The sequence below is a fragment of the Halorussus sp. AFM4 genome (genome assembly GCF_051194995.1).
GTDB lineage: Archaea > Halobacteriota > Halobacteria > Halobacteriales > Haladaptataceae > Halorussus.
The window spans coordinates 185,982-210,663 of the sequence record NZ_JBNTJT010000006.1; the positions used below are offsets into that span (position 1 = coordinate 185,982).

General features: G+C 68.0%; 25 protein-coding genes. 11 read left to right on the plus strand and 14 right to left on the minus strand.

Annotation, left to right across the window (positions count from 1 at the left end; all coding sequences use genetic code 11):
- Positions 1–8: 8 nt before the first annotated feature.
- The 9 genes from ACQUQF_RS23435 to ACQUQF_RS23475 all read right to left on the minus strand — a co-directional run bounded on the left by ACQUQF_RS23435 (position 9) and on the right by ACQUQF_RS23475 (position 9,242).
- On the minus strand, positions 9–218 hold the full coding sequence (locus ACQUQF_RS23435) for a hypothetical protein (RefSeq protein WP_435182045.1): 210 nt from the start codon (positions 216–218) through the stop codon (positions 9–11).
- 55 nt (positions 219–273) lie between these two features.
- The gene (locus ACQUQF_RS23440; protein WP_435181752.1) at positions 274–1,302 is read right to left on the minus strand and encodes an amidohydrolase family protein; all 1,029 of its coding nucleotides are present in this window, start codon (positions 1,300–1,302) and stop codon (positions 274–276) included.
- An 84-nt stretch (positions 1,303–1,386) separates the two neighbouring features.
- Entirely contained in the window at positions 1,387–2,712 is a 1,326-nt protein-coding gene (locus tag ACQUQF_RS23445; protein ID WP_435181753.1) for a glycerate kinase type-2 family protein, read from the minus strand.
- Positions 2,713–2,816: 104 nt separating this feature from the next.
- Complete coding sequence (locus ACQUQF_RS23450; protein ID WP_435181754.1) at positions 2,817–3,686, minus strand: ABC transporter permease; 870 nt, start codon at positions 3,684–3,686, stop codon at positions 2,817–2,819.
- A 1-nt stretch (position 3,687) separates the two neighbouring features.
- Positions 3,688–4,536 (minus strand): ABC transporter permease, encoded by an 849-nt coding sequence (locus tag ACQUQF_RS23455; RefSeq protein WP_435181755.1) that lies wholly within the window; start codon positions 4,534–4,536, stop codon positions 3,688–3,690.
- On the minus strand, positions 4,533–5,369 hold the full coding sequence (locus ACQUQF_RS23460; protein ID WP_435181756.1) for an ABC transporter ATP-binding protein: 837 nt from the start codon (positions 5,367–5,369) through the stop codon (positions 4,533–4,535). The genes ACQUQF_RS23455 and ACQUQF_RS23460 overlap by 4 nt, the downstream gene beginning before the upstream one ends.
- 181 nt (positions 5,370–5,550) lie before the next feature.
- Positions 5,551–6,822: an ABC transporter substrate-binding protein gene (locus ACQUQF_RS23465; RefSeq protein ID WP_435181757.1), complete on the minus strand. Its 1,272-nt coding sequence runs from the start codon at positions 6,820–6,822 to the stop codon at positions 5,551–5,553.
- Between the two features lie 275 nt (positions 6,823–7,097).
- Positions 7,098–7,865, minus strand: coding sequence for an IclR family transcriptional regulator (locus ACQUQF_RS23470; RefSeq protein ID WP_435181758.1), 768 nt, complete (start codon positions 7,863–7,865; stop codon positions 7,098–7,100).
- Between the two features lie 270 nt (positions 7,866–8,135).
- Positions 8,136–9,242 carry a Gfo/Idh/MocA family protein gene (locus tag ACQUQF_RS23475; protein ID WP_435181759.1) on the minus strand — a complete coding sequence of 369 codons (1,107 nt, stop codon included), beginning with the start codon at positions 9,240–9,242 and terminating at the stop codon, positions 8,136–8,138.
- Between the two features lie 158 nt (positions 9,243–9,400).
- On the opposite strand from ACQUQF_RS23475, the gene ACQUQF_RS23480 reads away from it, so the two are divergent.
- Complete coding sequence (locus ACQUQF_RS23480) at positions 9,401–10,549, plus strand: Gfo/Idh/MocA family protein (protein WP_435181761.1); 1,149 nt, start codon at positions 9,401–9,403, stop codon at positions 10,547–10,549.
- 71 nt (positions 10,550–10,620) lie between these two features.
- Here ACQUQF_RS23480 and ACQUQF_RS23485 read toward each other — a convergent pair whose 3' ends face one another.
- On the minus strand, positions 10,621–11,979 hold the full coding sequence (locus ACQUQF_RS23485) for a DUF362 domain-containing protein (protein ID WP_435181763.1): 1,359 nt from the start codon (positions 11,977–11,979) through the stop codon (positions 10,621–10,623).
- A 148-nt stretch (positions 11,980–12,127) separates the two neighbouring features.
- Here ACQUQF_RS23485 and ACQUQF_RS23490 point away from each other — a divergent pair, with 148 nt between their 5' ends.
- The 5 genes from ACQUQF_RS23490 to ACQUQF_RS23510 all read left to right on the plus strand — a co-directional run bounded on the left by ACQUQF_RS23490 (position 12,128) and on the right by ACQUQF_RS23510 (position 17,493).
- The gene (locus ACQUQF_RS23490; RefSeq protein WP_435181765.1) at positions 12,128–12,970 is read left to right on the plus strand and encodes a fumarylacetoacetate hydrolase family protein; all 843 of its coding nucleotides are present in this window, start codon (positions 12,128–12,130) and stop codon (positions 12,968–12,970) included.
- A 90-nt stretch (positions 12,971–13,060) separates the two neighbouring features.
- On the plus strand, positions 13,061–14,506 hold the full coding sequence (locus ACQUQF_RS23495; protein ID WP_435181767.1) for a hypothetical protein: 1,446 nt from the start codon (positions 13,061–13,063) through the stop codon (positions 14,504–14,506).
- A 633-nt stretch (positions 14,507–15,139) separates the two neighbouring features.
- Positions 15,140–15,310, plus strand: coding sequence for a hypothetical protein (locus ACQUQF_RS23500; RefSeq protein ID WP_435181768.1), 171 nt, complete (start codon positions 15,140–15,142; stop codon positions 15,308–15,310).
- A gap of 208 nt (positions 15,311–15,518) precedes the next feature.
- A complete protein-coding gene (locus tag ACQUQF_RS23505) occupies positions 15,519–16,142 on the plus strand; it encodes a phosphoribosyltransferase (protein ID WP_435181771.1) in 624 nt (207 codons plus the stop codon).
- A gap of 349 nt (positions 16,143–16,491) precedes the next feature.
- A complete protein-coding gene (locus ACQUQF_RS23510; RefSeq protein ID WP_435181774.1) occupies positions 16,492–17,493 on the plus strand; it encodes a transcription initiation factor IIB in 1,002 nt (333 codons plus the stop codon).
- A gap of 52 nt (positions 17,494–17,545) precedes the next feature.
- On the opposite strand, the gene ACQUQF_RS23515 is transcribed toward ACQUQF_RS23510, so the two are convergent.
- Positions 17,546–19,099: an ATP-binding protein gene (locus tag ACQUQF_RS23515; protein ID WP_435181776.1), complete on the minus strand. Its 1,554-nt coding sequence runs from the start codon at positions 19,097–19,099 to the stop codon at positions 17,546–17,548.
- A gap of 167 nt (positions 19,100–19,266) precedes the next feature.
- On the opposite strand from ACQUQF_RS23515, the gene ACQUQF_RS23520 reads away from it, so the two are divergent.
- The 4 genes from ACQUQF_RS23520 (at position 19,267) to ACQUQF_RS23535 (ending at position 21,863) form a co-directional block, all read left to right on the plus strand.
- Entirely contained in the window at positions 19,267–19,869 is a 603-nt protein-coding gene (locus ACQUQF_RS23520; RefSeq protein WP_435181778.1) for a DJ-1/PfpI family protein, read from the plus strand.
- Between the two features lie 92 nt (positions 19,870–19,961).
- Entirely contained in the window at positions 19,962–20,249 is a 288-nt protein-coding gene (locus tag ACQUQF_RS23525) for a DUF211 domain-containing protein (protein ID WP_435181780.1), read from the plus strand.
- A gap of 1 nt (position 20,250) precedes the next feature.
- Positions 20,251–20,829, plus strand: coding sequence for a VIT1/CCC1 transporter family protein (locus ACQUQF_RS23530; protein ID WP_435181781.1), 579 nt, complete (start codon positions 20,251–20,253; stop codon positions 20,827–20,829).
- A 77-nt stretch (positions 20,830–20,906) separates the two neighbouring features.
- Positions 20,907–21,863, plus strand: coding sequence for a Gfo/Idh/MocA family protein (locus tag ACQUQF_RS23535; protein WP_435181783.1), 957 nt, complete (start codon positions 20,907–20,909; stop codon positions 21,861–21,863).
- Positions 21,864–21,873: 10 nt separating this feature from the next.
- Here ACQUQF_RS23535 and ACQUQF_RS23540 read toward each other — a convergent pair whose 3' ends face one another.
- On the minus strand, positions 21,874–22,317 hold the full coding sequence (locus ACQUQF_RS23540; protein ID WP_435181785.1) for a universal stress protein: 444 nt from the start codon (positions 22,315–22,317) through the stop codon (positions 21,874–21,876).
- A gap of 97 nt (positions 22,318–22,414) precedes the next feature.
- Between ACQUQF_RS23540 and ACQUQF_RS23545 the strand changes: the two genes are divergently transcribed.
- Entirely contained in the window at positions 22,415–22,810 is a 396-nt protein-coding gene (locus tag ACQUQF_RS23545) for a DUF2267 domain-containing protein (RefSeq protein WP_435181787.1), read from the plus strand.
- 28 nt (positions 22,811–22,838) lie between these two features.
- Here the strand turns inward: ACQUQF_RS23545 and ACQUQF_RS23550 are convergent, their stop codons facing one another.
- Entirely contained in the window at positions 22,839–23,492 is a 654-nt protein-coding gene (locus tag ACQUQF_RS23550; RefSeq protein WP_435181790.1) for a helix-turn-helix domain-containing protein, read from the minus strand.
- 49 nt (positions 23,493–23,541) lie between these two features.
- The gene (locus tag ACQUQF_RS23555; RefSeq protein WP_435181792.1) at positions 23,542–24,600 is read right to left on the minus strand and encodes an iron transporter; all 1,059 of its coding nucleotides are present in this window, start codon (positions 24,598–24,600) and stop codon (positions 23,542–23,544) included.
- Positions 24,601–24,682 lie beyond the last annotated feature (82 nt).

Sequence of the window (24,682 nt, forward strand, 5' to 3'; positions counted from 1 at the left end):
CGAAGTCGTCACCCCATCTGAATCCGGTAGTAGTCGGTGAACTTCACGTACAGTTCGTCGGCGTTGTCGCCCGACGATACCGGGGCCTCGTCGTACGGTGCGCGCTCGACCAGCGACGGCAGACAGTGCCGGACGTCGTCGTCCAGTTCGTCGTAGTGGCGCACGACGGCGTCCTCGGGAATTGTACCGCTCTCTTCGATACGGGTCACTCGTCCCATGCTCACAGTTCTACGTTATTCGTTACCGAGGTAAAAGGTTACGACTGACAGAGAGTCAGGTCTCGCGAGCCTCCGACAGGTCGAACAGCTCCGCCGCGGTCGAGTGCATGAGCCGCTCCCGGTCGGCCTCCGACTCGACGACCGCCTCGACGTCGGTGACGATGGTCCGGGTGTCCTCCTCGTCGAACGGGAAGTCCGTGCCGAACACGAATTGGTCGACGCCGACGGTGTCGACGGCGGCCGCGAGCGCGGGCCGGTGGAACGAGATGCAGTCGTAGTAGAACTCCGCGAGGTACTCGCGGACCGGCCTGTCGGGCCGGGCGGCGGGGTCGTCGATCTCGTCGCGGCCGCGTTCGAGCCGGCCCGCCAGCTGGAGGAGCGCCCCGCCCATGTGCGAGAGGACGACGTCGAAGTCGTGGTCGTCGAAGAAGCCGTCGTAGATGAGTCGAGCGATCTGGAACGTCGTCTCGGTGGGGAAGACGACCAGCGGATTGAGGAACGACTCGTCCGCGCCGAGTTCGTCGCTGAGGGCGTTGCCGTGGGGGTGGACGAAGGCCGTCAGCCCGAGGTCGTCCACCCGGTCGAAGACCGGTCGCAGCTCGGGCGCGGACAGCTTGCGCCCGTTGACCGACGTCGGCAGCGCGATACCGCAGAGGTCCAGGTCCCCCGCGATGCGGTCGACCTCGGCGACCGCCTCGTCCGGCTCGCGGAGCGGGAGCATGCCGAGGCCCGCGATCCGGTCGGGGTGGGCCGACTGGAGGTCGGCGAAGCCGTCGTTGATGGCCCGGATAAGGTCCGTCGACTGCTCGGGCGTGAAGGCGTCGTGGAGCGGGTTCGGCGTGGACACGGACACGAGCGTCCGGGCGACGTCGTGGTCGTCCATCCACTCGAACCGGGCCTCGACGTCGGTGAACCCCTCGTTCACGGGGATCCGGTTGCCGGCGGCGACGCTGGCGGTCCCCGAGCGCTCGTGGACCATGTACAACTGCCCGCCCTCGGCGTCCAGCCCGACGGGCGTGTCGAGTTCCAGGAGGCGGTCGACGTACGGCTCCGGCAGCAGGTGACTGTGGACGTCTATCCGCATGAGAACAGTACCTCCCGCGCCGACGATAAAGGTATCGCGGGCCCGCTTTTCGGTATCGGTCCCCGGCAGTCCGCCGGTCGGCGCTCACCGCTCGGGCACCACGAACACCCGGAGGTCGTTGACGTTCGTCCCGGTGGGTCCGGTGACGATCAGCCCGTCACGGCGCTCCAGGAAGCTCCCGGCGTCGTTGTTCGCCAGGGCCGCCCGGGCCTCGTCGACGGGGTCGGCCGTTCCACGAGTGGCGATACCGCCGGCGGCGTCGGAGTTCCCGTCGATGCCGTCGGTGTCGGCGCTCGCCGCGACCACGTCCGGATCGGCGAGCTCGACGGCGGCGCTCAGCGCGAACTCCTGGTTGGGTCCGCCCACGCCGTCGCCCCGGATGGTCACGGTCGTCTCGCCGCCCGACAGCAGGACCGCCGGGGGCTCGACCGGCGTCCCGGTGGCGGCGCACTCCTCGGCGACGCCCGCCAGGACCTTGGCGGCCTCCCGGGCCTCGCCGCGAATGCGGGAACTCAGCACGAGCGGCTCGTAACCGGCCTCGCGCGCCGCTTCGGCGGCCCCCTCGAGCGCAGTGGTTCCGTCGGCGAGCACGTGCTGGGAGACGGCCGCGACGGCCTCGTCGTCCGGACCGGGGGTCTCGGGGTACTCGCCCTCGTCGCCCCGACGGAGCCGCGTCTCGACCGCCTCGGGGACGTCGACGTCGTAGCGGTCGAGGACGTCCAGCGCGTCGGCGTAGGTCGACTCGTCGGGCGTCAGCGGGCCGCTTGCGACGACGTCGAGTCGGTTGCCCACGACGTCGCTGAACACCAGCCCGACCACCGTCGCCGGCGAGGCCGCCCCGGCGAGCTGGCCGCCCTTGAGGTCCGAGCAGTGCTTGCGGACCGCGTTGATCTCCCCGATGGTCGCGCCGCTCGCCAGCAGGCCCTCGGTCGTCGCCTGGAGGGCCGCCAGGTCGATGCCCTCGGCCGGGGCCGGCATGAGCGCGCTCCCGCCGCCGGTGATGATCCCGATGACGAGGTCGTCGGGGCCGGCCGACTCCGCGATGTCGAGTAGCTTCCGCGTGCTCCGGACGCCGCGCTCGCTCGGGACGGGGTGGTCGCCGGGCAGGACCTCGACGCGGTCGGTCTCGACCGGGTTGTCGGTGACCACCGCGCCGCGGTCGAGCCGGTCGCCGAGAACGCCTTCGAGCGCGCTCGCAGCGGTGGCGGCCGCGTTACCGCCCCCAACGACGATCACCTCGTCGTAGTCGTCGAGGTCGTACCGCTCGCCGCCGACGACGAGGGCCGTTCCGTCGAGCGACACCCGCTCGGCGACGACGGTCGCCGGCTCGGCGGCCTCGATGCCGGCGAGCACGCACTCGAGGGCGAGTCGCCGGGCGGGGTCGTCGACCGCGTCGACGTCTGGTATCATGTGTGCGTCATAGTCGCACTCCTACATAGTTGTCCGGGTGCCCGCTCGCATCGTCACGGCGGAGCCGGTCGTGGCGGTTCGAGGAACGGGTCGGAGCGAGCACCTCAGACCGAGCCCGGCGGCGTCACGGTCTTCAGTGCCCACACGACCGTCTGGTAGAAGACGTAGGAACCCAGCATGATGACCAGGACCACGCCGAACATGTAGCCGAGGTCGGCGTTCTTCCAGGCCAGCACGATCTGGTAGCCGATGCCCTGCGAGGAGGCGATGAACTCCGCGACGATGACGCCGACGATGGAGAGCTGGACGGTCGACTTCATGCTGCTGGCGATGTTGGGCAGCGCCCGCCAGAACCGGAAGTACTTGACCATCTGCCACCGGGTCGCCCCGAGCACGGTGCCGAGGTGCTCGAACCGCTCCTCGAGCTCGTTCATCCCGGTGATGGTGTTGATGAACACCGGGAAGAACCCGACCCAGGCGCCGAACGTCGTGACGCCGTTGATCGCCACGACCTGCTGGGCCTGCTCGGCGGTGACCGAGCCGAACAGGTACGCCGACGGGCCGGTGAACGTGAACAGGACGATGTCGCTGCCGACGAGGAACCAGATGACGAACATCGGCGCCAGCACCGGATGGGGCACCGCGTAGGCGAAGATGATGAGCGGCATCGACATCTGGCGGATCGTGAACACCTCGGCGATCACGACGCCCAGCAGGACGCCCGCGATGGCCGCGAGCACGAAGGCGACGACGACCGACGTGAACGTCTCGGTGATCTTGACGGTGACGGTGTCGAGTTCGGCCAGCAGCTGCTGCTGCGTGTACGAGATGCTGGCGAAGATGCGGTTGTTGTCGATGACGCGTGCGATGCCCTCCCACAGGAGCAGCATCGCGACGCCCGCGGCGACGGTCGGGAGCCGGCGCTCGATCCACCGCCGGACCTGCCAGAGCCGCCGGTTGGACTTCGTCGACATCTCAGCCGTCCCCCATTATCGAGGACTCGCGCCAGAAGATGAGTCTGCTCTCGACGAGGTACACCGCGAACACCACGCCGGTGCTGATGAACCCCAGCACGAGGACGATGGCGAACGCCCGCGAGATACTGGTCCGGCCGATCGCCGAGGCGGCCATCGACCCGATGCCGGGCGTGCCGCTGACGAACTCGCCGACGACCGCCCCGATCATCGCCAGGATGAACCCGATCTTCATCCCGTCGAAGATGAACGGCAGCCCCTTCCGGAGCCGGACGTACTTGAACTCCTGCCACGTCGTTGCGCCGTATATCTCGAGCATGTTCTCGGTGGACTCGTCGACGTTGCTGAACCCGTCGATGGCCGCGATCAGCATGGGGAAGAACGCGACCCACACGGCCATCACGTAGTTCGCCAGCGCCAGCCCCGAGACCGTGACGAAGCTCACCCAGTAGATGACCAGCGGGGTCAGCGCGACCCGCGGGACGGTGTTGATGCCGACGATGAACGGCATGAGCGCGTTGAGCAGCCGCTCGTTCGCGACCAGCGGTATCGCGACGAGGATCGACAGCGCCAGCGCGACGACGTACCCGGTGAACGCCGCCGAGAGCGTGTTGGGCAGCACGAACGCGATCGCCGACCAGATGCGGGCCAGCTCGTTGACGACGTCGACCGGTCCGGGGAAGTACTTCGGGTTGAGCGCCAGCAGCGTCGTCGCGCCCTCCCAGAACGTGATGGTGAGCACGACACCGAGCGCGGACAGGCCCCAGCGGGTGGCCCGGGTGTTGTCGATCGAGTACCACGCCCCGTCCGAGACGTCCGATCCCAGTTTCCGTGCGACTCTGGCTATCATTTCAGGCTCTTGAAGTGCTGGTGGAGCTGCGTGGACAGTTCGACGAAGCGCTCTGTCCCCCTGGTCTCCTCGTTGCGCGGTCGGTCGAGGTCGATCTCGATGTCGTCGACGACCCGGCCTGGACGCGGCGAGAGGACGACGACGCGGTCCGAGAGGAACACCGCCTCGTCGAGGTCGTGGGTGATGAACAGGATGGTCTTCTCGGTCTCTCGCCAGATCCGGAGCAGTTCGAGGTTGAGCTCGTCCTTCGTCATCGCGTCGAGCGACCCGAAGGGCTCGTCCATCAGGAGGACCGAGGGGTTGTAGATGAGCGCCTGGCTAATGGTCACGCGCTGCTGCATCCCGCCGGACAGCTCGTTCGGGTACGCGTCGCCGAACCCGTCGAGTCCCACGAGGGAGATGAGTTCGTCGGCGCGCTCGCGGTACTCGTCCATGTCGCCGTCGATCGCCCCGTTCTCCTTCAGGATCTGTACGGGGAGCAGGATGTTCTTCCGGACCGTCCGCCACTCGAGCGCGACGGGTTGCTGGAACACCAGCCCGACCTCCTTGCGCTCGTGGTCGGCGCTCTGGACGCTCGCGCCGTTGATCTCGACCGAGCCGTTCGTGGGCTCCAGGATGCCGGCGGCGAGGTGGAGCAGCGTCGACTTCCCGCAGCCCGAGGGGCCGACGACGGAGACGAACTCCCCCCGCTCGATGTCGAGGTCGATGCCCTCGAGCGCCGTCACCGACTCCTCGCTCGGGTCGGTCCCGTACACCTTGTCGACGCCGTCGTACGTTATCATCGAGGAGGCGGTCCCGGCGTCCCGGGGCGTTTCCGCGATCTCGTTACTCATTGTCTACCAATGCCGTCGGATTCCGGATTATTAAACGTAACTGTTGTGGCGGTTCCGGTGACATATCTTGTCGGGAGTCGTCAGCTACTGCTGTCCGCTGTCATTTGGTTGTGAATGCCTCGCAATCGTCCGGGGAGGGAACGGGCCTCGTCGGCGAACGCGGTGCGAGGCCTGGAATCGCTCAGTTGCCGGACTCGGCTTCCTCGAAGATACCCCAGATCTCGCCCGCGTTCTGGGACAGCCGGTTCCACTCCGAGTCGGAGAACGTCACCTTCTCGGACTGCTCGAAGGCGCGGGTGTCGACGAGTTCGCTCGCGCTCGGCAGCGCGTCGGGGTTGTCGACCAGCGCCGACGCGGCGTTGTCGAGCACGAACGAGAGCCCGTCCTGGGTGAAGTAGCCCAGTCCGTTGTCCTTCATGTCGAGGGTGACAGCCTGGGCGCAGTTGACCGAGTGCTGGCCCACCAGCTCCTCCTGGGTCCAGGTCCGGAGGTTGGGGTTGACCTCCGACTTGAGGTAGTCGAGGTACTCCGACTGGTTCAGCAGTCCCCACTTCAGGGCCTTGAAGTAGCCGGTCAGCACGTGGGACATGAACTCGACGTTGTTCTCCTTGTTCTCGAACCAGCTGTTGTTGACCCAGATGGGGTAGCCAGGGAACGCGCCGAACGCCGTCAACGGGGTGACGCCGAGCTCGGCGTCGACCTGCTCCTGGTAAGTGGGGTAGAGGTCGATCGACCCCCAGATGGCCTGCACCTCGTTGTTCGCGAGCTTGGGCGCCGCGACCTCCTCGGTCCCCTCCTGGATGTCCACCTCGCTCGGGTCGACGCCGACGAGGTTCGGATACACCTCGGCGGTCGCCGCCGCGAAACCAGACGCCGCGAGGATAGACTTCCCGGCGATGTCGGTCCGGTCCTTCATCTGGTCCTTCCGCCAGATGAGCGACAGCAGCGGGCGGCCCCGGGCCAGGCCCATCATGGTCATGTTCAGCGCCTCGGTGTTCTGGGTCTCGGGGTAGACGCTCAGCGCGGTGGTCAGCGAACTGATGCCCATCGGCTTGTTCCCGACGCCGATGTTCTGGGCCTCCGTGTCGGAACCGTTCCCCCGGGTCGCGTTGATGTTCGGCACCCCGGCGTCCTTCCAGTACCCCCGGCCCTCGGCGACGTGGGCGTGGCCCCACGAGGGCTCCTTCTTCCAGGGCGTCGTGAAGACCGCCTTCGTGTTATCCGTGAACGCCTCCTCGCCGGCAGTGGTGGTGTCGCCGCCTGCCGTCGTCGCCTGGTCGCTCGTGGTGGTGTCCCGGCCGCCCCCGCCGCCCGTACAGCCGGCCAGCATCATCGCACCCAGCGAGCCGAGCGACCCGTGCAGGAACTTCCGGCGGTCGATCTCCCCCGGGAGGACGTTGTCCAGTTCGTCGACTATCTGCTCCTCCGCCGCACTCCGGTCTCGGTCGGACATACAACCCCGGTATTCATTCTCATTGTATAAAAATGGTTGTGTATACTTCCCTACATTACTCCATCGTGGTTATCCGCTGCGACAGCGCTGTTGCCGGCCTCGATTCGAGGGCCGACGGAGACCCCGTAAATAGTTCGACACCGTCGAACGGACGCTCGCGGTGAGTCCGCTTGGCACGTGAATACGACACAATACATAACAGGCCTAATTCTGTTATAGCAACCGGATATCACATAAAGTTCGGATTTCTCGAACGTCTGAGTGAGACCGACAGTCTACGCGAGTGCCAGTTCGAGTTCGAACTCGTTGACGATCTCCTTGACCGCGTCCGCGAGTTGGCTCTCCCGCCCGACGTCGGTGATGGAGTGCTCGGGGCCGGTGACGCTGAACCCTCCGATGACGTCGCCGGACGGTCTGGTCGCAGCGACGCCGATGGCATGGAGCTCCCTGAAGTTCTCCGCGTTGTTGACCGCGTACCCCTGGTCGCGTATCTCGTCGAGTTCCGCGAACAGCGCCTCCCGGTCGGTGATCGTGTTCGCCGTCTCCTCGGGCAGCCCCCACTCGTCGAGGATCTGGTCGACCCGCGGCGCCGGCAGTTCGGCGAGTATCGCCTTGCCGACCGCGGTGTTGTGGAGGTAGAGCCGGTTGCCCAGCCGCTCGTGGGTCCACCCCATCTTGTTCCCCGACGCGGTGTGGACGAACACCGCCTTCCCGCCCATCTCCACCGCGAAGATGGACCGGAGGCCGACCTCCTCGAACAGGCGCTCGGTGAACTCGCGCGCGAGCACGAAGCCGTCCTCCCGCGTCCGAACGTGGTTCCCGAGCCGGAGGAGTTCGGGACCCAGCGCGTAGAAGTCGCCCTGCTTGACCACGAACTCCTTCTCCCTGAGGGTCGCGAGGTGACCGTGTATGGTGCTCTTCGGCCGGTCCATCCGCTCGGCGATCTCGGACACCCGGGCCCCGTTGAACTCCTCCAGGAGTTCGAGTATCTCTATCGAGGTCGCGGTCGTCTGGAGCGTCCTCGACTCGTCTGTCCCTGTCATATGTCGTAGGCACGCGCCAATCACATATAAAGTTCAGGAGAGTCAAACGAACCGCGGGTGACCGACCCGTCGAGCCCGATGATCGACCCGTCGAGCCCGAGCGCTCAGGACGCGAGCGACGGACAGGTCGGCCGATCGAGCAGCAGAACGACAGGCGACGGGAAGTACGACGCAATCGAGAGCAACGAACGGAACCTCGGCGCCAGGTCGCGGAGCGACCCTCGGCGGCGGGTCGCAGTGAGAACAGGGGTGATCGCGAACGGACGGCCGTCAGTCGGCGACGTCGACCCAGCCGCCGGTGTCGCCCGACTCGTACGCCGCGTCGAGGACCCGGAGCAGCTGGAGGGCGTCGTCGACGGTCGCGGGGACGTCGCCCGTCTCGTACCCCTCGAAGTACGCCTCGAAGTAGTCCTGGACGAAGTCGCCCCAGGCCGGGAACCGGTCGTAGGCGAACTCGAACTCGGTGGTGCGGGTCGGGGCGGCCGTCCAGTCGGGGTCCTCCGAGGTGATCTCCAGCGGCACCGTCGGTTCGTGCTGGAGCGCGTCGTGGTGCAGCGGCGTGAGCGCCTGGGCGTCCTTCCCGTAGACGCCGAGGTGGGTGTCCTTGCCCCGGTCGCTCAGGTAGTAGCCGGTGTGGTAGGTGCCCAGCGTCCCGCCGCGGGTCTCGAACTGGAGCACCGCCCCGGCCTCGACGTCGGCCTCCGCGGCCTCGTGGAACTCGGCGTTCACCCGGGCGATGGGGTCGTCGAGGATCCACGGCATGATGTCGACCCAGTGGGGCCCGACCCACTGGAGGGCGCCGCCGCGGCTGGTCGCCGCGTCGTAGATGTAATGGTCGGTGTTGCGGTAGGAGAGCTGGCTGGCGTTGAACCGGCCCTCGACCGTCCAGACGTCGCCGAAGAACCCGTCCCGCACGCGGTCGCGCAGTTCCATCGCGACCGGGTTCTTCCGGTAGTACATCGTCGGCGAGACGGTGACGCCCGCGTCGTTCGCCTTGCGAGCGACGGCCTCGAGGTCGGCGGCCGTCCGGGCGTTGGGCTTCTCGCTGATGACGTGGACGCCGTTCTCGACGGCGCTCTCGATGATGGCCGGCGTCTCGTCGCTCCGGTACGTGATCCAGACGACGTCGACGCCGGGGTCGGCCACGAGTTCGTGGGGATCCTCGTACACCGCCGCGCCGGCGACGAGATCGCCGACGTCCTGTCCCTCGGTGGTGACCTCGTCGGGCCGCTCGTCCATCGCGGCGATGTTCGAGACGTCCACCCGCCGGCCGGGCTCGCAGACCGCGGTGACCCTGGCGTCGAGTTCGCTCGCGACGGCGAAGTACGGGTCGCGGTGGTGGTGGTCGATACCGACGTAACCGATGTTCACGCCCATACGTCCGTGTCAAGCGACATACTATAAGAAACTATTGTTATAGGTAACGTCGGTGATGCTTTCTCGACGCTCGGGAGGGCACCCCCCAGAATAGTCTCCCAGTTAACCAAAACGCTCTTATAGTTTCAAATGGGACTTTCCGACGACGTACTAGCCCCATGCAAGAGATTGGCATCATCATGAACGGCGTGACCGGCCGAATGGGCACTAACCAGCACCTCATCCGCTCAATCCTGGCGATCCGCGAGGACGGCGGGGTCGAGCTCCCGAGCGGGGAACCGGTGGTGCCGGACCCGATCCTGGTCGGTCGGAACGAGCGCAAACTCCGCAGGCTGAGCGAGGAACACGGCGTCGAGCGCTGGACCGCAGACCCCGACCTCGAGACCTGTCTCGACGGCGACGACGAGATCTACTTCGACTCCCAGGTCACGCCGCGCCGGCCCGACGCCCTCCTGAAGGCCATCGAGGCCGGCAAGGACGTCTACTGCGAGAAACCGCTGGCCGGCGACCTCGACACCGCGCTCGAAGTGGCCCGGACGGCGGAGCGAAGCGACGTCAAGCACGGCATCGTCCAGGACAAACTCTGGCTCCCCGGGCTGCTGAAGCTCCAGCGGCTCATCGACCAGGAGTTCTTCGGCGACATCCTCTCGGTCCGGGTCGAGTTCGGCTACTGGGTGTTCACCGGCCACGTCCAGCCCGCCCAGCGCCCCTCGTGGAACTACCGCGCCGAGGATGGCGGCGGCATCATCGACGACATGTTCTCTCACTGGAGCTACGTCCTCGAGAACCTGTTCGGCCGCGTGGAGACGGTCCAGTGCCTCGAGAAGACCCACATCCCGGAGCGCGTCGACGAGGACGGCGAGCCATACGATGCGACCGCCGACGACGCGGCCTACGCTATCATGGAACTCGAGGACGACGTCGTCGCGCAGCTCAACTCCTCGTGGACGGTCCGGGTCAACCGCGACGACCTGCTCGAGATCCAGGTCGACGGGACCGAGGGCAGCGCCGTCGCCGGCCTGCGCGACTGCAAGACCCAGCACCGCTCGAACACCCCCAAGCCGGAGTGGAACCCCGACACGCCGAAGGAGCACGACTTCTACGAGGACTGGGAGCGCGTGCCCAACAACCGGGAGTTCGAGAACGCGTTCAAGCACCAGTGGAAGCAGTTCATCCGCCACGTCGTCGCCGACGAGCCGTTCCCCTGGGACTTCGCCGCCGGCGCCCGGGGCGTCCAACTCACGGAGGCGAGCTACCGGTCCGCCGACGAGGGGCGTCGCGTCGCCATCGACCCGCTCGAGATCTGACGAGGTGTCACGCAGGAGAGCACGAATAGAAGCGGAATCGAGCCTTCAGTGGCTCCGGTCGGGCACTTTTCCTACCCGTCAGCGTCGTTCGTCGCGTGCGGCGACGGGGCGGCGAAGTCGCCCGCTTCGAACTCGATGGGCGAGGGCTCGGCGACCACGCGGAGGTCGTCGCGCTCGCGGGCCTCCTCGACGAGCGCCGTCGAGGCGTAGAGGCGCTGGAGGTGCATCGTGTCGGCCGCCCGGAGGACCCGGACCGCCTCCGGGTCCACGATGCCGATGGTCGACAGGGCCGCGACCAGCCCGGCGCGGTCGGTCTCGACCGCGGGTGGGAGCCGGACGCCCCTGGTGGTGCTCGCGGTCAGCGCGTTGATGAGCGTGGTCGGCATGTCGATCTCCGCGAGCAGGTCGGCGTGGACGAAGTCCGCCGAGCCCATGCCCATCGCGTTGCCGTGGGTCGTCTCGGTGAGCGACCGGGTGTAGATGCGCTTGATGTCCGGCAGCTCCGGCTCGGGCTCCTGGATCGCGAAGGGCCGGCGACCGATGACGTTGGTGTCCATCCCCTGGCCGCTGATGTCCTTGCCCTGCTGGTCGAGGACCAGCACGTCGACGTCGTCGAACGGGAGCGTCGGCATGATATCGTAGGCGCGTTCGAGGAGCTCCGCCTCCCGGTCGAGGAAGCCCTCGGGCGGGACCCCCTCCAGGAGCGCGGTGTCGTCGCGCTGATCTTCGAGGATGGCGACCCCGCCGACGACCGGGAGCTCGTCGAGCAACTGCTCGGTGATCTCCGGGATCATGTTCCGGAGCGACCAGTCGACCGCCCAGTCGTGGGCGATCTTGGCGCCGCGCTGCTTGCCCATCCCGATGACGAGCATCTTCGAGAGGCCGCTCTCGACGGTGCCGTCGAAGTCGGTGTGGGGCTTGATCCGATTTATGGGTGCGATGGCGTCGGCCTCGACGGCGTTGGCGTCGGCGACGACCGGCACGTCGCGGTCGTCGGTTCGACCGACCTCGACGACGTCCATGCTCGACCGGATCTCGCAGCCGACGGTCGACTCGTCGACGCCGAGGTCGGCGAGCATCTCGCGCTGGCCCTCGGCGGTGGCGCCGCCGTGGCTGCCCATCGCCGGGAACACGAACGGCTCGTACCCGCGGTCCTGGGCCTCGGCGACGACGCCCGCGACGATGGTCCCGAGGTTCGCGATGCCGCGGCTTCCGACGCCGAGCGCGATCTCGCCGCCCTCCGGGACGGCTTCGAGCGGGAGCGACCCGAAGGCCTCCCCGGCCCGGTCGGCGATCTCGTCCTCGGGGATCGGGTCGGTCTCCCAGACCTGCTCGACCAGCCCGAGTTCGGGCAACGGGGTCTCGCCGCACGCCTCGCGGATCGACTCCTCCGGAACTGCGAGTGAACTCCTCGACGGGTTCGCGTCCATACCACTACGCTGGGCGGGTTCCGTGATAAATATGACCCCGACCGTGGAGACGGGCGTCGTCGGACGTTCTACCGGTCGCTTCCGCCCGGGTGAGAGACGGTACCGACTATCTCAACATTTATGGTGCAGGCGACGCCTCTTTTGGTCGATGCAGTTCGTTCGATACAACGGCGGTGGCGGCCCAGCGTGGGGCGTCAGAACCGACCAGGAGATCCACGCGCTCGCCGACTTCCCGGCGGGCGAACCGTCCTACCAGGACCTCACGAACCCCCGCTACCTCGACCGGGTGGAGCAGGCAGCCGGAAACGGGACGCTCACGACACTCGACGCCAACGAGGTGAGCCTGCTGGCGCCGGTGCCCCGGCCCCCGAAGATCGTCTGCGCCGGCCTCAACTACCGCGACCACGCCGAGGAGCAGGACGAGGAGATCCCGGACGTCCCGCTCCTGTTCGCGAAGGCCCCGACCACCGTCACGAACCCCGGCAGTCCCATCGTCCACCCCGAGGGCGAGCAGGTCGACTACGAGGTCGAGCTCGCGGTCGTGATCGGTCGACGGGCAAAGGACCTCGACGAGGACGAGGTCCGGGACTACGTCGCGGGCTACACGGTGCTCAACGACGTGAGCGGCCGCGACGCCCAGTTCTCGGACGGCCAGTTCTTCCGCGGCAAGAGCTACGACACGTTCTCGCCGATGGGGCCGGCGCTGGTGGCCGACGACGACTTCGATCCCAACGCGGTCGACGTCGCGCTGCGGGTCGACGGGGAGACCAAGCAGTCCTCGAACACCGAGCAGTTCATCTTCGACGTCGACGAGCTGGTGTCGTACATCAGCGCGAACATGACCCTCGAACCCGGCGACGTCGTCTCGACCGGCACCCCCGGCGGCGTCGGCATCTTCCGCGACCCGGTCGACCTGCTCGAACCCGGCCAGACGTGCGAGGCCGAGATCGAGGGCATCGGGACCCTCACGAATCCGGTCGTCGAGGAGTGAGCGATCGGTGGTCCCGCATGCTTGCCACGGCGGCAGTGGCGGCGTCACCCGCGGGAAAGTCATTTCAGCGCGGCCCGCGTCCGAGGCGCCATGACGGTCGCAGTCTCGCGGACCGCGCTCCACGTCGTCGACCTGGAGACCCGACTGCCGTTCCACTTCGGGAACGTCGAGGTCACCGAAATCCCGAAGGTGTTCCTCCGGGTCGAGGCCGACGTCGACGGGACGTCCCAGGTCGGGGTCGGGATGGCCGGGCTGATCCCCGGCTGGTTCTACAAGGACCCCGAGATGAAGCTCGAAGCGGGCTATCGGAACATGGTCGAGGCGTTCCGCGCGGCCGCCGACATCGCGACCGACCTCGACCCGGCGCCGACGCCGTTCGCCTTCTGGCGGACGCTCTCCGAGCGCCAGCGCGAGTGGGCCGAACCGGCGGGTCATCCGCCGCTGCTGTGGTCGTACGGTGTCAGCCTCGTCGAGCAGGCATTGCTCGACGCCGTCTGTCGCGCGAAGGACGTCTCGTTTCCGACCGCGGTCCGCGAGAACCTGCTCGGAATCGACCTGGGGTCGGTGTACGACGAACTGACCCCGTACGACCCCGCGGACCTGTTGCCTGCCGAGCCCGGACGCGAGACCGCGGTCAGACACACCGTCGGTCTCGACGACCCGCTCACCGACGCCGACGTGGGAGAGGAACGGCCGGACGACGGTCTGCCGCTGACTCTCGCCGACTACGTCCGCGCCGACGGGGTCGATCACTTCAAGATCAAACTCGCCGCGGACCCCGAGACGGACGCGACGCGCCTCGGCCGGATCGCCGACCTGCTCGCCGACCTGGGCGTCGAGGAGTACCGCTGTACGGTCGACGCGAACGAGGGCTACGACAGCGCGGCGGAGTTCAGGCGCCAGTGGGAGGCACTGGGGGCGGACCCCGACTGCGCCGCCCTGTTCGAAAACTTGGCCTACGTCGAACAACCTCTCCCCCGCGACGAGGCGTTCACCCCGGAGACCGGGGAGGTGCTTGCGGCGTGGGACGACGCGCCGCCGATCATCATCGACGAATCCGACGGGCGCATCGACAGCGCGGGCACCGCCCTGACGCACGGCTACGCCGGAACCAGTCACAAGAACTGCAAGGGCGCGTTCAAGGGGGTCGTCAACGCCTGCCTCGTCGCCCACCGCAACCGGGTCGACGACGACTGCGAGTACGTCATCAGCGCCGAGGACCTGACCACGGTCGGTCCCGTCGAACTGCTCCAGGACCTCGCGGTCGCGGCGACCATCGGCGCCGACCACGTCGAGCGCAACGGCCACCACTACTTCCGGGGACTGAGCGGGTTCCCCGAGGAGGTCCAGGGGACGGTCCTGTCGGCGCACGACGACCTCTATCGGCGCCACGGGGACGGCTTCGCCGCACTCCGCGTCGAAGACGGGACGCTCGACCTCGGCACGGTCGCCGACGCCCCGTTCGGCGTCGGGCCCCTCGTCGATACTCGGCAGTTCAGGCCCTTGGAAGCGTGGGAACGTGAGCATATAGACTGATGTGATCCACGAAAACGTGGAAAACCTCGGCGCTCTATATTCCGGGCACACCGAACGTCGATGTAAATCAAATTGGAGGATTTTGTTGTGAACATATAAAAACATTGAATCTTGATTTACGTGTCTTTTGGGCCGATAATCTATCTATAGACCACATATTTTCCCGAACTGCGAAATTTTCGGCACTAATTGTGAGATTTGATACCCAATTACTAAATTCTCTTTCTCCGATTTTTCTGGATGATTGTAGCTATAAATACCCAAGTAGCAGTTCAACTACCGTTTCTCTAATTGAGGATCCAGTTCCGTTAACTCTGCCGAATCTCGATCCTTAGTCAGTCCTCCACAGAAAGAGCCCAGGAACCATAATTCAGACCCTCAACTGTTAGAATGTATCGGGAGGAAAACAGCGGACGCCATCAAGTGCTGAGGAGGTAATTACTTATCAATCTCAGAGGTACAATTGGGAAGTTACTATTCGACCCAAGTCCGTCGCTCGAACCATATCAACCATCTCACCACATGTCAGACGATGATCCGGTCCACCGACACGGAGAGGGGGAGTCCGGCCAGCGGAGTGGCCGGACGTTCCGCCGACAGTCATTTGGCGGTCGGCGTTGGGAGTACCGACGGATGTTCAAGGCCCAGATATCGGACGGCGAGCAGATCGAGTGCGAGGACTACGAGGTCGGCGACAGCGGCGTGGAGCTCTTCGACGAGAGCGGCGAGTTCATCGCGTTCGTGCCGTTCGCCCACCTGCTCTACATCGGGAACACCGAGGACGACGGCCAGATGGTCTGGTAGCCGACGTCGTCCGGCGGTCGCGGTCGAGGGACCGGAACTCGAGTGCGGTCGACCGCCGGAACACCGCGGCTCCTGACCTCCGGTGCGGCACCATCGACCGCTGCGAGCCGGCCGTCCGCTTCTCTCGGTGTCGTCGGGGAGACGGCGAACGGCTGGCGGCTCGCGGGTAGGTTTAAGCACGACGGCGCCGCGTCTCCGTTGGGGGACGATGTTCCAGGACAGAACCGACGCCGGACGACAGCTCGCCGACCTGCTCGACGACCGCGACGTGGAGGCCGACGTGGTGCTGGGGATACCCCGGGGCGGCTTGCCGGTCGCGCGGGCGGTCGCCGACGCGCTCGGCGCGCCGCTCGACGTGGTCGTCGCCTCGAAGATCGGAGCGCCGGACAACCCGGAGCTGGCCATCGGTGCGGTCGCCAGCGACGGGTCGGTGTGGCGCAACGAGGACCTCATCGACCGCCTGGGCGTCGACGAGGCCTACGTGGAGCGCGAACGCGACGCCGAGGCCGAGGCCGCCCGGCAGAAGCTCCAACGCTACCGGGGGACGGCCGACCTGCCGGACCTCGCGGACAAGCGCGTGCTCGTCGTGGACGACGGCCTCGCCACGGGCGCGACGACCACCGCGGCGCTCCGGCAGGTCCGGGCGGCGGGGGCCGACAGCGTCGTCCTCGCCGTGCCGGTCGGCTCTCCCGACTCCGTCGAGCGGCTCCGCGCCGAGGCCGACGACGTCGTGGCCGTCGAGACGCCGCCCCACTTCAGCGCCGTCGGCCAGTTCTACCGGTCGTTCGACCAGGTCTCCGACGAGGAGGCGATGTCGTACCTCGACCGCTGACCGGTCGGCGTCCGATTTTGGCGACGCCGGACCGACACGACACCTCACGTCTCGCCACCGGGGACGCCGACGATTGACGAAATAGATGTGAGCGTCGAGTACAATACACCCCAGAATTTCCGGCGCTCGGCAATCGGGAGCGTACAGGGATTTAAGCGGCGATAATGGACGTTTCAGCGGGCAGTAATCTGGGCGCGTTCGCGGCCGAAACTGCCGCCTCTGCGTGCACACGACACGCACGCCTCCGAAACATTTAAGTACTTGTCGGCCTTACTGTTGGTTAGGAAGCGAGGCACGGAGGTTATTTAGGTTTTCTCCCCTCTCCGGGCCTCAACAGACCCATCCAACCATGACGAGTACACGCATCCAGAGCTACGACGAACAGACCGACGTGACAGAGCGAGAGCGAACGGACGACGACGAGCGGACGACCGACGAGCGCGAGGACGAGCAGGTCTGCCCCGAGTGCGGCGGCCGCGTCACCGCCGACGACGAGCACGGCGAGACCGTCTGTGCGGAATGCGGCCTCGTCATCGACGAGGACAACGTCGACCGCGGGCCGGAGTGGCGCGCGTTCGACGCGAGCGAGAAGGACCAGAAGAGCCGGGTCGGCGCCCCGACCACCAAGATGATGCACGACAAGGGGCTGTCGACCAACATCGGCTGGCAGGACAAGGACGCCTACGGCAAGTCGCTCGGCAGCCGGCAGCGCCAGAAGATGCAGCGGCTGCGCAAGTGGAACGAGCGGTTCCGCACCCGCGACTCCAAGGAGCGCAACCTCAAGCAGGCCCTCGGCGAGATCGACCGCATGGCCTCCGCGCTCGGCCTCCCCGAGGACGTGCGCGAGACCGCCAGCGTGATCTACCGGCGGGCGCTCGACGAGGACCTCCTGCCGGGCCGCTCCATCGAGGGCGTCGCCACCGCGGCGCTGTACGCGGCCGCCCGCCAGACCGGGACGCCCCGGTCCATCGACGAGGTCGCCAACGTCAGCCGGATCGACGAGATGGAGTTCAAGCGGACGTACCGCTACATCGTCCGCGAGCTCAACCTCCAGATCCAGCCCGCCGACCCCGAGCAGTACGTCGCGCGCTTCGCCAGCGAGCTCGGCATCTCCGACGAGTCCGAGCGCCGGGCCCGCGAGCTGCTCCGGAACGCCAAGCGGCAGGGCCTCCACAGCGGCAAGTCGCCGGTCGGCCTCGCGGCCGCCGCCGTCTACGCCGGCCCGCTGCTGACCAACGAGAAGGTCACACAGGCCGAGGTCAGCGACGTCGCGCAGGTCAGCGAGGTGACCATCCGGAACCGCTACCACGAGCTGCTCGAGGCCTCCGAGAGCGGCGCGGTGCCGGCCTAACCGCTGTCCGTGCGTCCGAAGTGCGCCTCGAAGAGGTGACGGAGGAATCGCATCACGCGAACTCGACGTTTTCGAACGCGAACCGAGCGCCACCGTCGGTACCTTCCTCGACCGTGACGCGCCAGCCGTGGGCCTCGGCTATTTCGGCGACGATCGCCAGCCCGAATCCAGTCCCGTCGTCGGTCATCGAGAAGCCGGGCTCGAATACCCGCTCACGCTCGGTGACCGGTATCCCCGGGCCATCGTCCTCCACGTAGAAGCCCCGCCCGTCGAGGCCACCCACTCTGACGGTGACGCGGCTGTCGCCCGATTCCTCCGAGTCGTCAGTCGTCGGCGACGCGTCGGCGGACGCCCTCTCCCCCGTCGAGCCGTGTTCGACGGAATTCCGGAACAGGTTCTCGAACACGTGTCGGAGCCTGTCGGGGTCCGCCCGGACCCGAACCGCGTCTCCGACCTCGAGGTCTGGGCCGGGACCGTCGGTCGCGACCATCTCCCAGCATTCCGTCGCCAGCTCCGGAATCGAGACCGGTTCCCTGTCGGTGACGGTCCGCCCCTTTCGGGCCAGCGTCAGCGTGTCCTCCACGATGCCTTCGATGCGAGCCAGCGCGTCCTCGACGTCGTCGAGGTCGTCGCTCTCCCCGGTTTCGCGGGCCAGCGAGAGGCGTCCCTGGGCGACGTTGAGGGGGTTCCGGAGGTCGTGGGAGATGATGCGGGCGAACCCGTCGAGGCGGTCGCGCTGGCGGGAGAGCTCCCGCTCGCGCCGTTCCCGTTCGCGCTCGTAGCTGATCCAGTCGCCCATGAGCTCGACGAGCGTGACTTCCCAGTCCGAGAACGGCTCCCGTCTGGGCTCCTGGTCGTAGAAGCAGAACGTCCCGCGGACCTCGTCGTCGACCACCACCGGCGTCCCGACGTAACACTCGATCCCGAGCTCCGCGTACCCCGCCCGGCCCGTGAGCCCCGGCGCGTCCGAGGCTATGTCGGCGGCCACCAGTGTCTCCTCGGTGACGATGGCCCGCTCGCAGTTCGTCTCGCCCAGCGGTATCTCGTCGCCGGGCCGGGTCTCGCCGGTGGGGTCGTGGACGAGCTCGAACACGTACCGGTCGTCGTCAAGCCGGGAGAGAGCCCCGTAGTCGGTGTCGAGCGCGTCCCGGCCGATATCCAGCAGCGCGTCGACCTTCTCGTCAAAGGACGCCGTCTTGTCCGCAATGACCCGGTACACGTGCCGGAACACCTCGTCGCGGCTCCGAAGGTCCGCCTCCAGGCGCTTGCGTTCCGTGATGTCGCGGAAGTACACCGAGAGTCCGGTCTCGGAGGGGTAGGCGTGGACGTCGAACCACGAGTCGAGCGGCGCGTACTTCGCCTCGAAGGAGACCGGGGTTTGGTTCGCCATCGCCTCGTGGTACTTCTCGTAGAACTGCGTGCCGATGGCCTCCGGGACGGCGTCCCATATGCACTCGCCCAGGAGGTCGCCGCTCGCGGCCTCGTCGGACGATGCCTGCCGAAGAACGCCGCTGGCACGGTCGTTGATGTACGTAAACTGCCAGTCCTCGTCGAGTGCAAAGAAGGCGTCGGTCATCCGATCGAGAATCTCTTCCTGGCTCTTCATACTGGGAACTGCTCTTAGCCCTCACCATATACCTCCTTTGGAACACATACCTGACGCATCACGTCCACCGTCCGTTATCCATGCGTCACCCCCGTCAGGTCCGGCCGTTCGACGGACCGGCAGTAGCTATATTCTCTCTCGCGCGGTACCTCCTTCCGGAGAGACCCATGTCCGGCAAGCAACTCCTGATGATCGTCGGCGACTTCGGCGAGGACTACGAGATAATGGTACCGTTCCAGGCGCTCCGGGCCGTGGGCCACGAGGTCGACGCAGTGTGCCCCGGCAAGGAGGCGGGCCACACCGTCAAGACCGCGGTCCACGACTTCCGGGGCGATCAGACGTACGTGGAGTCGCGGGGCCACAACTTCCAGCTCACGGCGTCGATGGACGAGGTCGACCCCGCCGACTACGACGGGCTCGTGCTGCCCGGCGGGCGCGCGCCGGAGTACCTCCGGACCCACGAGGAGGTGCTCGACGCGGTCCGGCACTTCTTCGAGGCCGACGAGCCGGTCGCGGCCATCTGTCACGCCGCCCAGATTCTCGCCGCGGCCGACGTCATCGAGGGACGGACCTGCTCGGCGTACAGCGCGCTCGAGGCCGACGTCGAGCGCGCCGGCGGCGAGTACTACGACGGCGTGACCACGGACGGGAACCTCGTGACGGGTCGGGACTGGAGCGACCACGTCGAGTGGCTCTCCCAGTTCCTCGACCTGCTCGGGACCGAAATCGAACACGGGGACCCGGCCGCCGCGGAACCCGCCGAGGAGTGAGCCGCCGGCGGGTCAGGCCGGCTGACGGCCTCCCGCGGTGGACCCCCGGGCGTGCGCCAGACCTTTGCGAGTCGCGACCGTGGGTCCCGAGGATGCCACCGATCCGTCGAATCGTCGCCGACGTCCTGAAGCCCCACGAACCCTCGCTGGCGGCGTTCGCCCGGCAGCTAGCCGACGTCGAGGGGATCGCGGGCGCGAGCGTCTCGCTCATCGAGCTCGACAAGGAGGTACAGAACGTCAAGCTCACCGTCGAGGGCGAGGACGTCTCGACCGACCGCCTCGAGGACGCCATCGAGGACCTCGGCGCGAGCCTCCACTCGATCGACGAGGCGGCGGCCGGCGAGTACGTCGTCGAGGAGCGGTCGACGCCACAGGACTAGCGTGGTCTCGCTCCGCCGCTTCCTCGACCTGCTGGGCCGGGAGGACGTCCGCGCCATCTCCCGGCGGTACTTCGTCTCGAACGGGTTCGACGGGACCCTGACCAGCATCGGCGTCGTGATCGGCGCGGTGCTCTCGGGCGTCCCGGACGGGCTCGCGGTCGTCAAGATCGGCGTCGGGGCGGCCGTCGGCCTCGGCACCTCGGGCGTCTGGAGCGTCTGGGAGATCGAGCGCGCCGAGACGCGGGCCGAGATCCGGCGGACCGAGCGCGCGATGCTGACCGACCTCGACGACACCCAGTTCGAGCGCCGCCAGCAGGGCGCCCGGACGGTCCACGCCGTCGCCAGCGGGCTCGGCCCCCTCATCGGAATTCTGATCCCGCTGATCCCGTTCGCCTTGGAGGGCGCGCTGTTCACGCTGTCGCAGGCCGCGGCGGTCTCGGTCGGGCTCGGGGTCGGTGTGCTGGCGTCGTTCGGCGCCTACATGGGCTCGATCTCGGGCCAGCGGTGGTACGTCGCGGCGTTCCGGATGGGGCTGGCGGGGCTGGTCGTGGCCGCCATCAACGTCTTCCTGCCGGGGTAGCGCCACCGCCGCCGACGCGCCCGCTCGCTCCGGGAGGTCGCCACCACGCTGAACCGCGCGGACGCCCGAACACCGTTATGACCGTCGAAGTCGCGGTAATCGGTGCGGGGGGCATGGCCGCGGACCACCTCGCGAACCTCTCGGAGAACCCGGACGCAGAGACGGTCGGCGTCTGCGCGACGAGCGAAGCGAGCGCCCGCAGCACGGCAGACGAGTTCGAAGCCAACGGCCAGATCGGCGCCTACGCCGACCCCGCGACCTGCTACGACGCCGAGGAACCCGACGCCGCAATCGTCGCCGTACCACCGTACGCGCACCCCGGCCCCGAACTCGCGGCGGCCGAGCGCGGCATCGACCTGCTGGTCGAGAAACCGCTGGCGCTCGCTCGCGACGACGCCCGCCGGGTCCGGGACGTGGTGGCGGAGGCGGACCTCGTCACGCAGGTCGGCCACATGTACCGCTACGCCGACATCGTCGAGCGAGCGGTCGACCTCCTCGGCGACCGGCAGGTCGCGCTCGTCGAGGGCCGGTGGATCGACGGGGTCGCGCCGCTCGACTGGTGGCCGGAGAGGGCCGAGTCCGGCGGGCAGGTGGTCGAGCAGGCGGTCCACGTCTACGACCTCGTGCGGTACCTCGCGGGCGGCGTTGACTCGGTCGAGGCCCACGGCGGCGAGGAGGTCGTGACCGACGCAATCGACTTCCCCGACACCTCCTCGGCCACGATGCGCCACGAGTCGGGCGCGGTGAGCCACGTCGCCGCGAGCTCGGCGTCGCCGACCCGCGACGTCGGACTCGAACTCGTCGCCGAGAACTGCCGGCTCGAACTCGACTTCGACGCGCATCGCCTCGCGGGCGTCGCGGACGGCGAGGAGGTCCGGGAGGAGGGGAGCGGGGCGATGTACGCCGCGGAACTCGACGCCTTCGTCGCCGCGGTCGAGGCGGGCGAGCCCGGCGCTACCCGGTCGCCGTACGCCGACGCGCTCCGGAGCTTCGAGCTCACGATGGACGTGACCGAGCGGATAGAAGCGGGGTAGGCGAGCGGCCTCAGTCCTCGCCGTCCTCGGCCGGACTGCGGACCGTCAGCACCGGGACGTCGGACTTCCGGACCACCCGCTCGGTGACGCTGCCCAGCAGGTACCGGTCGAGCCCGGTCCGGCCGTGGGTGCCCATCACGATGAGGTCGACGTCGTTGTCGTCGGCGTACTCGAGGATGGTCGAGTACGGGATGCCCTCGCGGACCAGCGTCTCGACGGTGTCGACCCCGGCCTCCCGGGCGCGGTCGCGCAGTCGGTGGACGATCCCGCGCCCGGCCTCTTCGAGCCTGTCGACCACCGCCATGCCGTCGAACTCGCCGGTCAGCGCCGACACGTCCACCACGTTGAGGAGGTGGAGTTCGGCGTCGTAGGTCAGCGCGAGGTCCAGGGCCCGCTCGAACGCGCGCTCGGACTGGTCGCTGCCGTCGGTCGGGACGAGGATCCGGTCGTACATGCGTTACCGTTCGACGCAGGTTGACAAGAGCCCACCGGTGGGTCCGGACGCCGGACCCGCCGTTACGTATTTTCGCGCGACCGTGGTAGCCCGGAGCATGAAGTACGACGACTTCATGGGGGAAGTCCAGCACCGACTCGAACTACCGGACACCGGCCGGGCCGTCCGCGCGACCCGGGCGGTGCTCCAGTCGCTCGGCGAGCGGCTGCAGGCCGGCGAGGCCGAGGACCTCGCGGCGTCGCTGCCGATGGAGGTCGACTACTACCTCGAGTCGGCCGACTCCGGCCAGCGGTTCGACTACGACGAGTTCGTCGGGAAGGTCGCCGACCGCGCGAACGTCGACCGGTCGGACGCGGCCTACTACGCGAAGGCCGTGTTCGGCCTCGTCAGCGAACTCGTCTCGGCGGGCGAGATCGAGCAGGTCCGCGCGCAGCTCCCCGACGACTACGAGGACCTGTTCGCCCTCATCGACGCCGAGGAGGTCGAGGAGTAAGGACGTCGCCGGCGCCTCGCGACGGAGCTCAGAGCACCAGCCGCTTCAGCACCGCCGACTCGGCCTTCCGGAGGTGCTCGCCGACCGTCCCCGACGAGAGGCCGACCGCCTCGGCGACGTCCTCGTGGGTCGCCTCGCGGGGGTTCTCGTAGTAGCCTAGCCGGACCGCGGCGCGGAGCACCTCCTGCTGGCGGGCGGTCAGCCGGGCGAACAGGTCCTCTGCCTTCGGGTGGTAGTCGCCGGTCGACTCGATCTCGATCTCGACGCCGTCGGGCCGGTCGGCCATCGCGCGCCGGAACGCCTCGTCGCGGCCGACGTAGGTCGCGCGCATCGCGCCGTCGTCGGTGTACTCGACCGGCATCCGGACGACCAGCTCCCGCTCGCGCCGCCGGAGCAGCAGGTCCCGGAGGGTGTCGTTGGGGTCGTAGTGGCTGTAGGAGTAGACGCGGCCCTCGTCGTCGGCGGTGACCGTGAACTCCAGGACGTGGTCGCTGTCGGCCAGGATCTCGCGGAGCCGGTCGGCGTCGCCCGTCGCCTCCGCGAACATCACGATGGTGTCGTCGTCCAGCAGCTCCGCGCGGTGGATGGCCTCGCGCCGGATCGCCGGTTCGTCCCGGAGCGCGCGGTCGAGCGGGTGGAGCGCCCCGTCGGTCGGCCGCGCGACCACGGTGACGTAGCGCATGGCCGCCGATTCGGCCCGGAGCGCATAAAACCTCAGCAGGTCCGCGCCGTCAGAGCGTCATCTGCATCTCCGGCATGTTCATGAACGCGGTCTCGTACCCCTCGTGGCGGGCGACCCCCGGCGGCGCGTCCACCGAGACCGTCAGCGAGTCGCCCGACTGCACGCCGTCGACCGCGGCGCCGTAGTGGTAGCCGAGGTCGGGGTCGAGCGCCGGCCGGAGGATGTCGTCGTAGACGGTCGAGCCGCCGCGCTTCAGCGTCGCCGACAGCGACATGAAGGGTAGCGGGTAGCGGTTGTACGGCGTGCGGGGCGACACCGCGAGGTACCGCTTGCCGTCCGTCACGAAGTGGGGGTTCTCGTCGGGCGCGAACGCGACGAAGTCGGCGTCGCCGCTGACGCCGGTCGCGAGCACGTTCGGCAGGTCGCCGCGCTTCGGCACCCGCGAGATGGGCATCTTCATGTCCATCGGCTCGATGGCGCCCGCCTTCCCCTTCTTCTCGGGCAGCGGCTTGTACGAGACGTCCCCGAGCTTCGACCGGCTGTGCTCGAACTCCACCGCGAGGTCGGTCTGCTCGCCGAACGCGCCCCGCAGGGCGCCCATCGCGCGGGCCTGCATCGCCCCGACGGAGAGCTCTGCGGTGTAGGTCCCGTCGCCCGAGAGCTCCACGTTGTCGCCGAAGTGGTAGCCCATGTTCTGGGAGAGCATCGGCCAGAGCGACCGCGAGTCGACCTCCTCGCCGTCCTTCAGTATGGTCGCCGAGACGTTGGCGGTCGGGAGCACGGTGCGGGTCCGCTCGTCCCAGAGGGTGGCCATCAGGTGGGCGGTCACGTCCTCGCCGACCCGCACGAGGCTCTTCTCGCTGCCGGTGACGTTCCAGAACGCGTGGGGCGTGCTGTACATCAGTCCGACCTTGTACCGCCCCTTGTCGCCCATGCCGAGCATCGCCATCCCGTCGACGTGGGTGGGGTAGTAGACCTGCTCCTTGCGGTTGGCCACCGTCGTGAACTGGCTCGAACTGGCCGACTGGGTCTCGAGCAGTCCCGTGCAGCCGGCGAGCCCGGCCAGGCCGAGCGGCGCCCCCGCCCGGAGGAAGTCGCGTCGTCTCATTGGGTGGCTCTAGCCGCGTCGGACGAATACCGATTCTGGTTCGTGCGTCGAAAAGGGGCGGCGGGGCCGGCGCGGGCGTCGG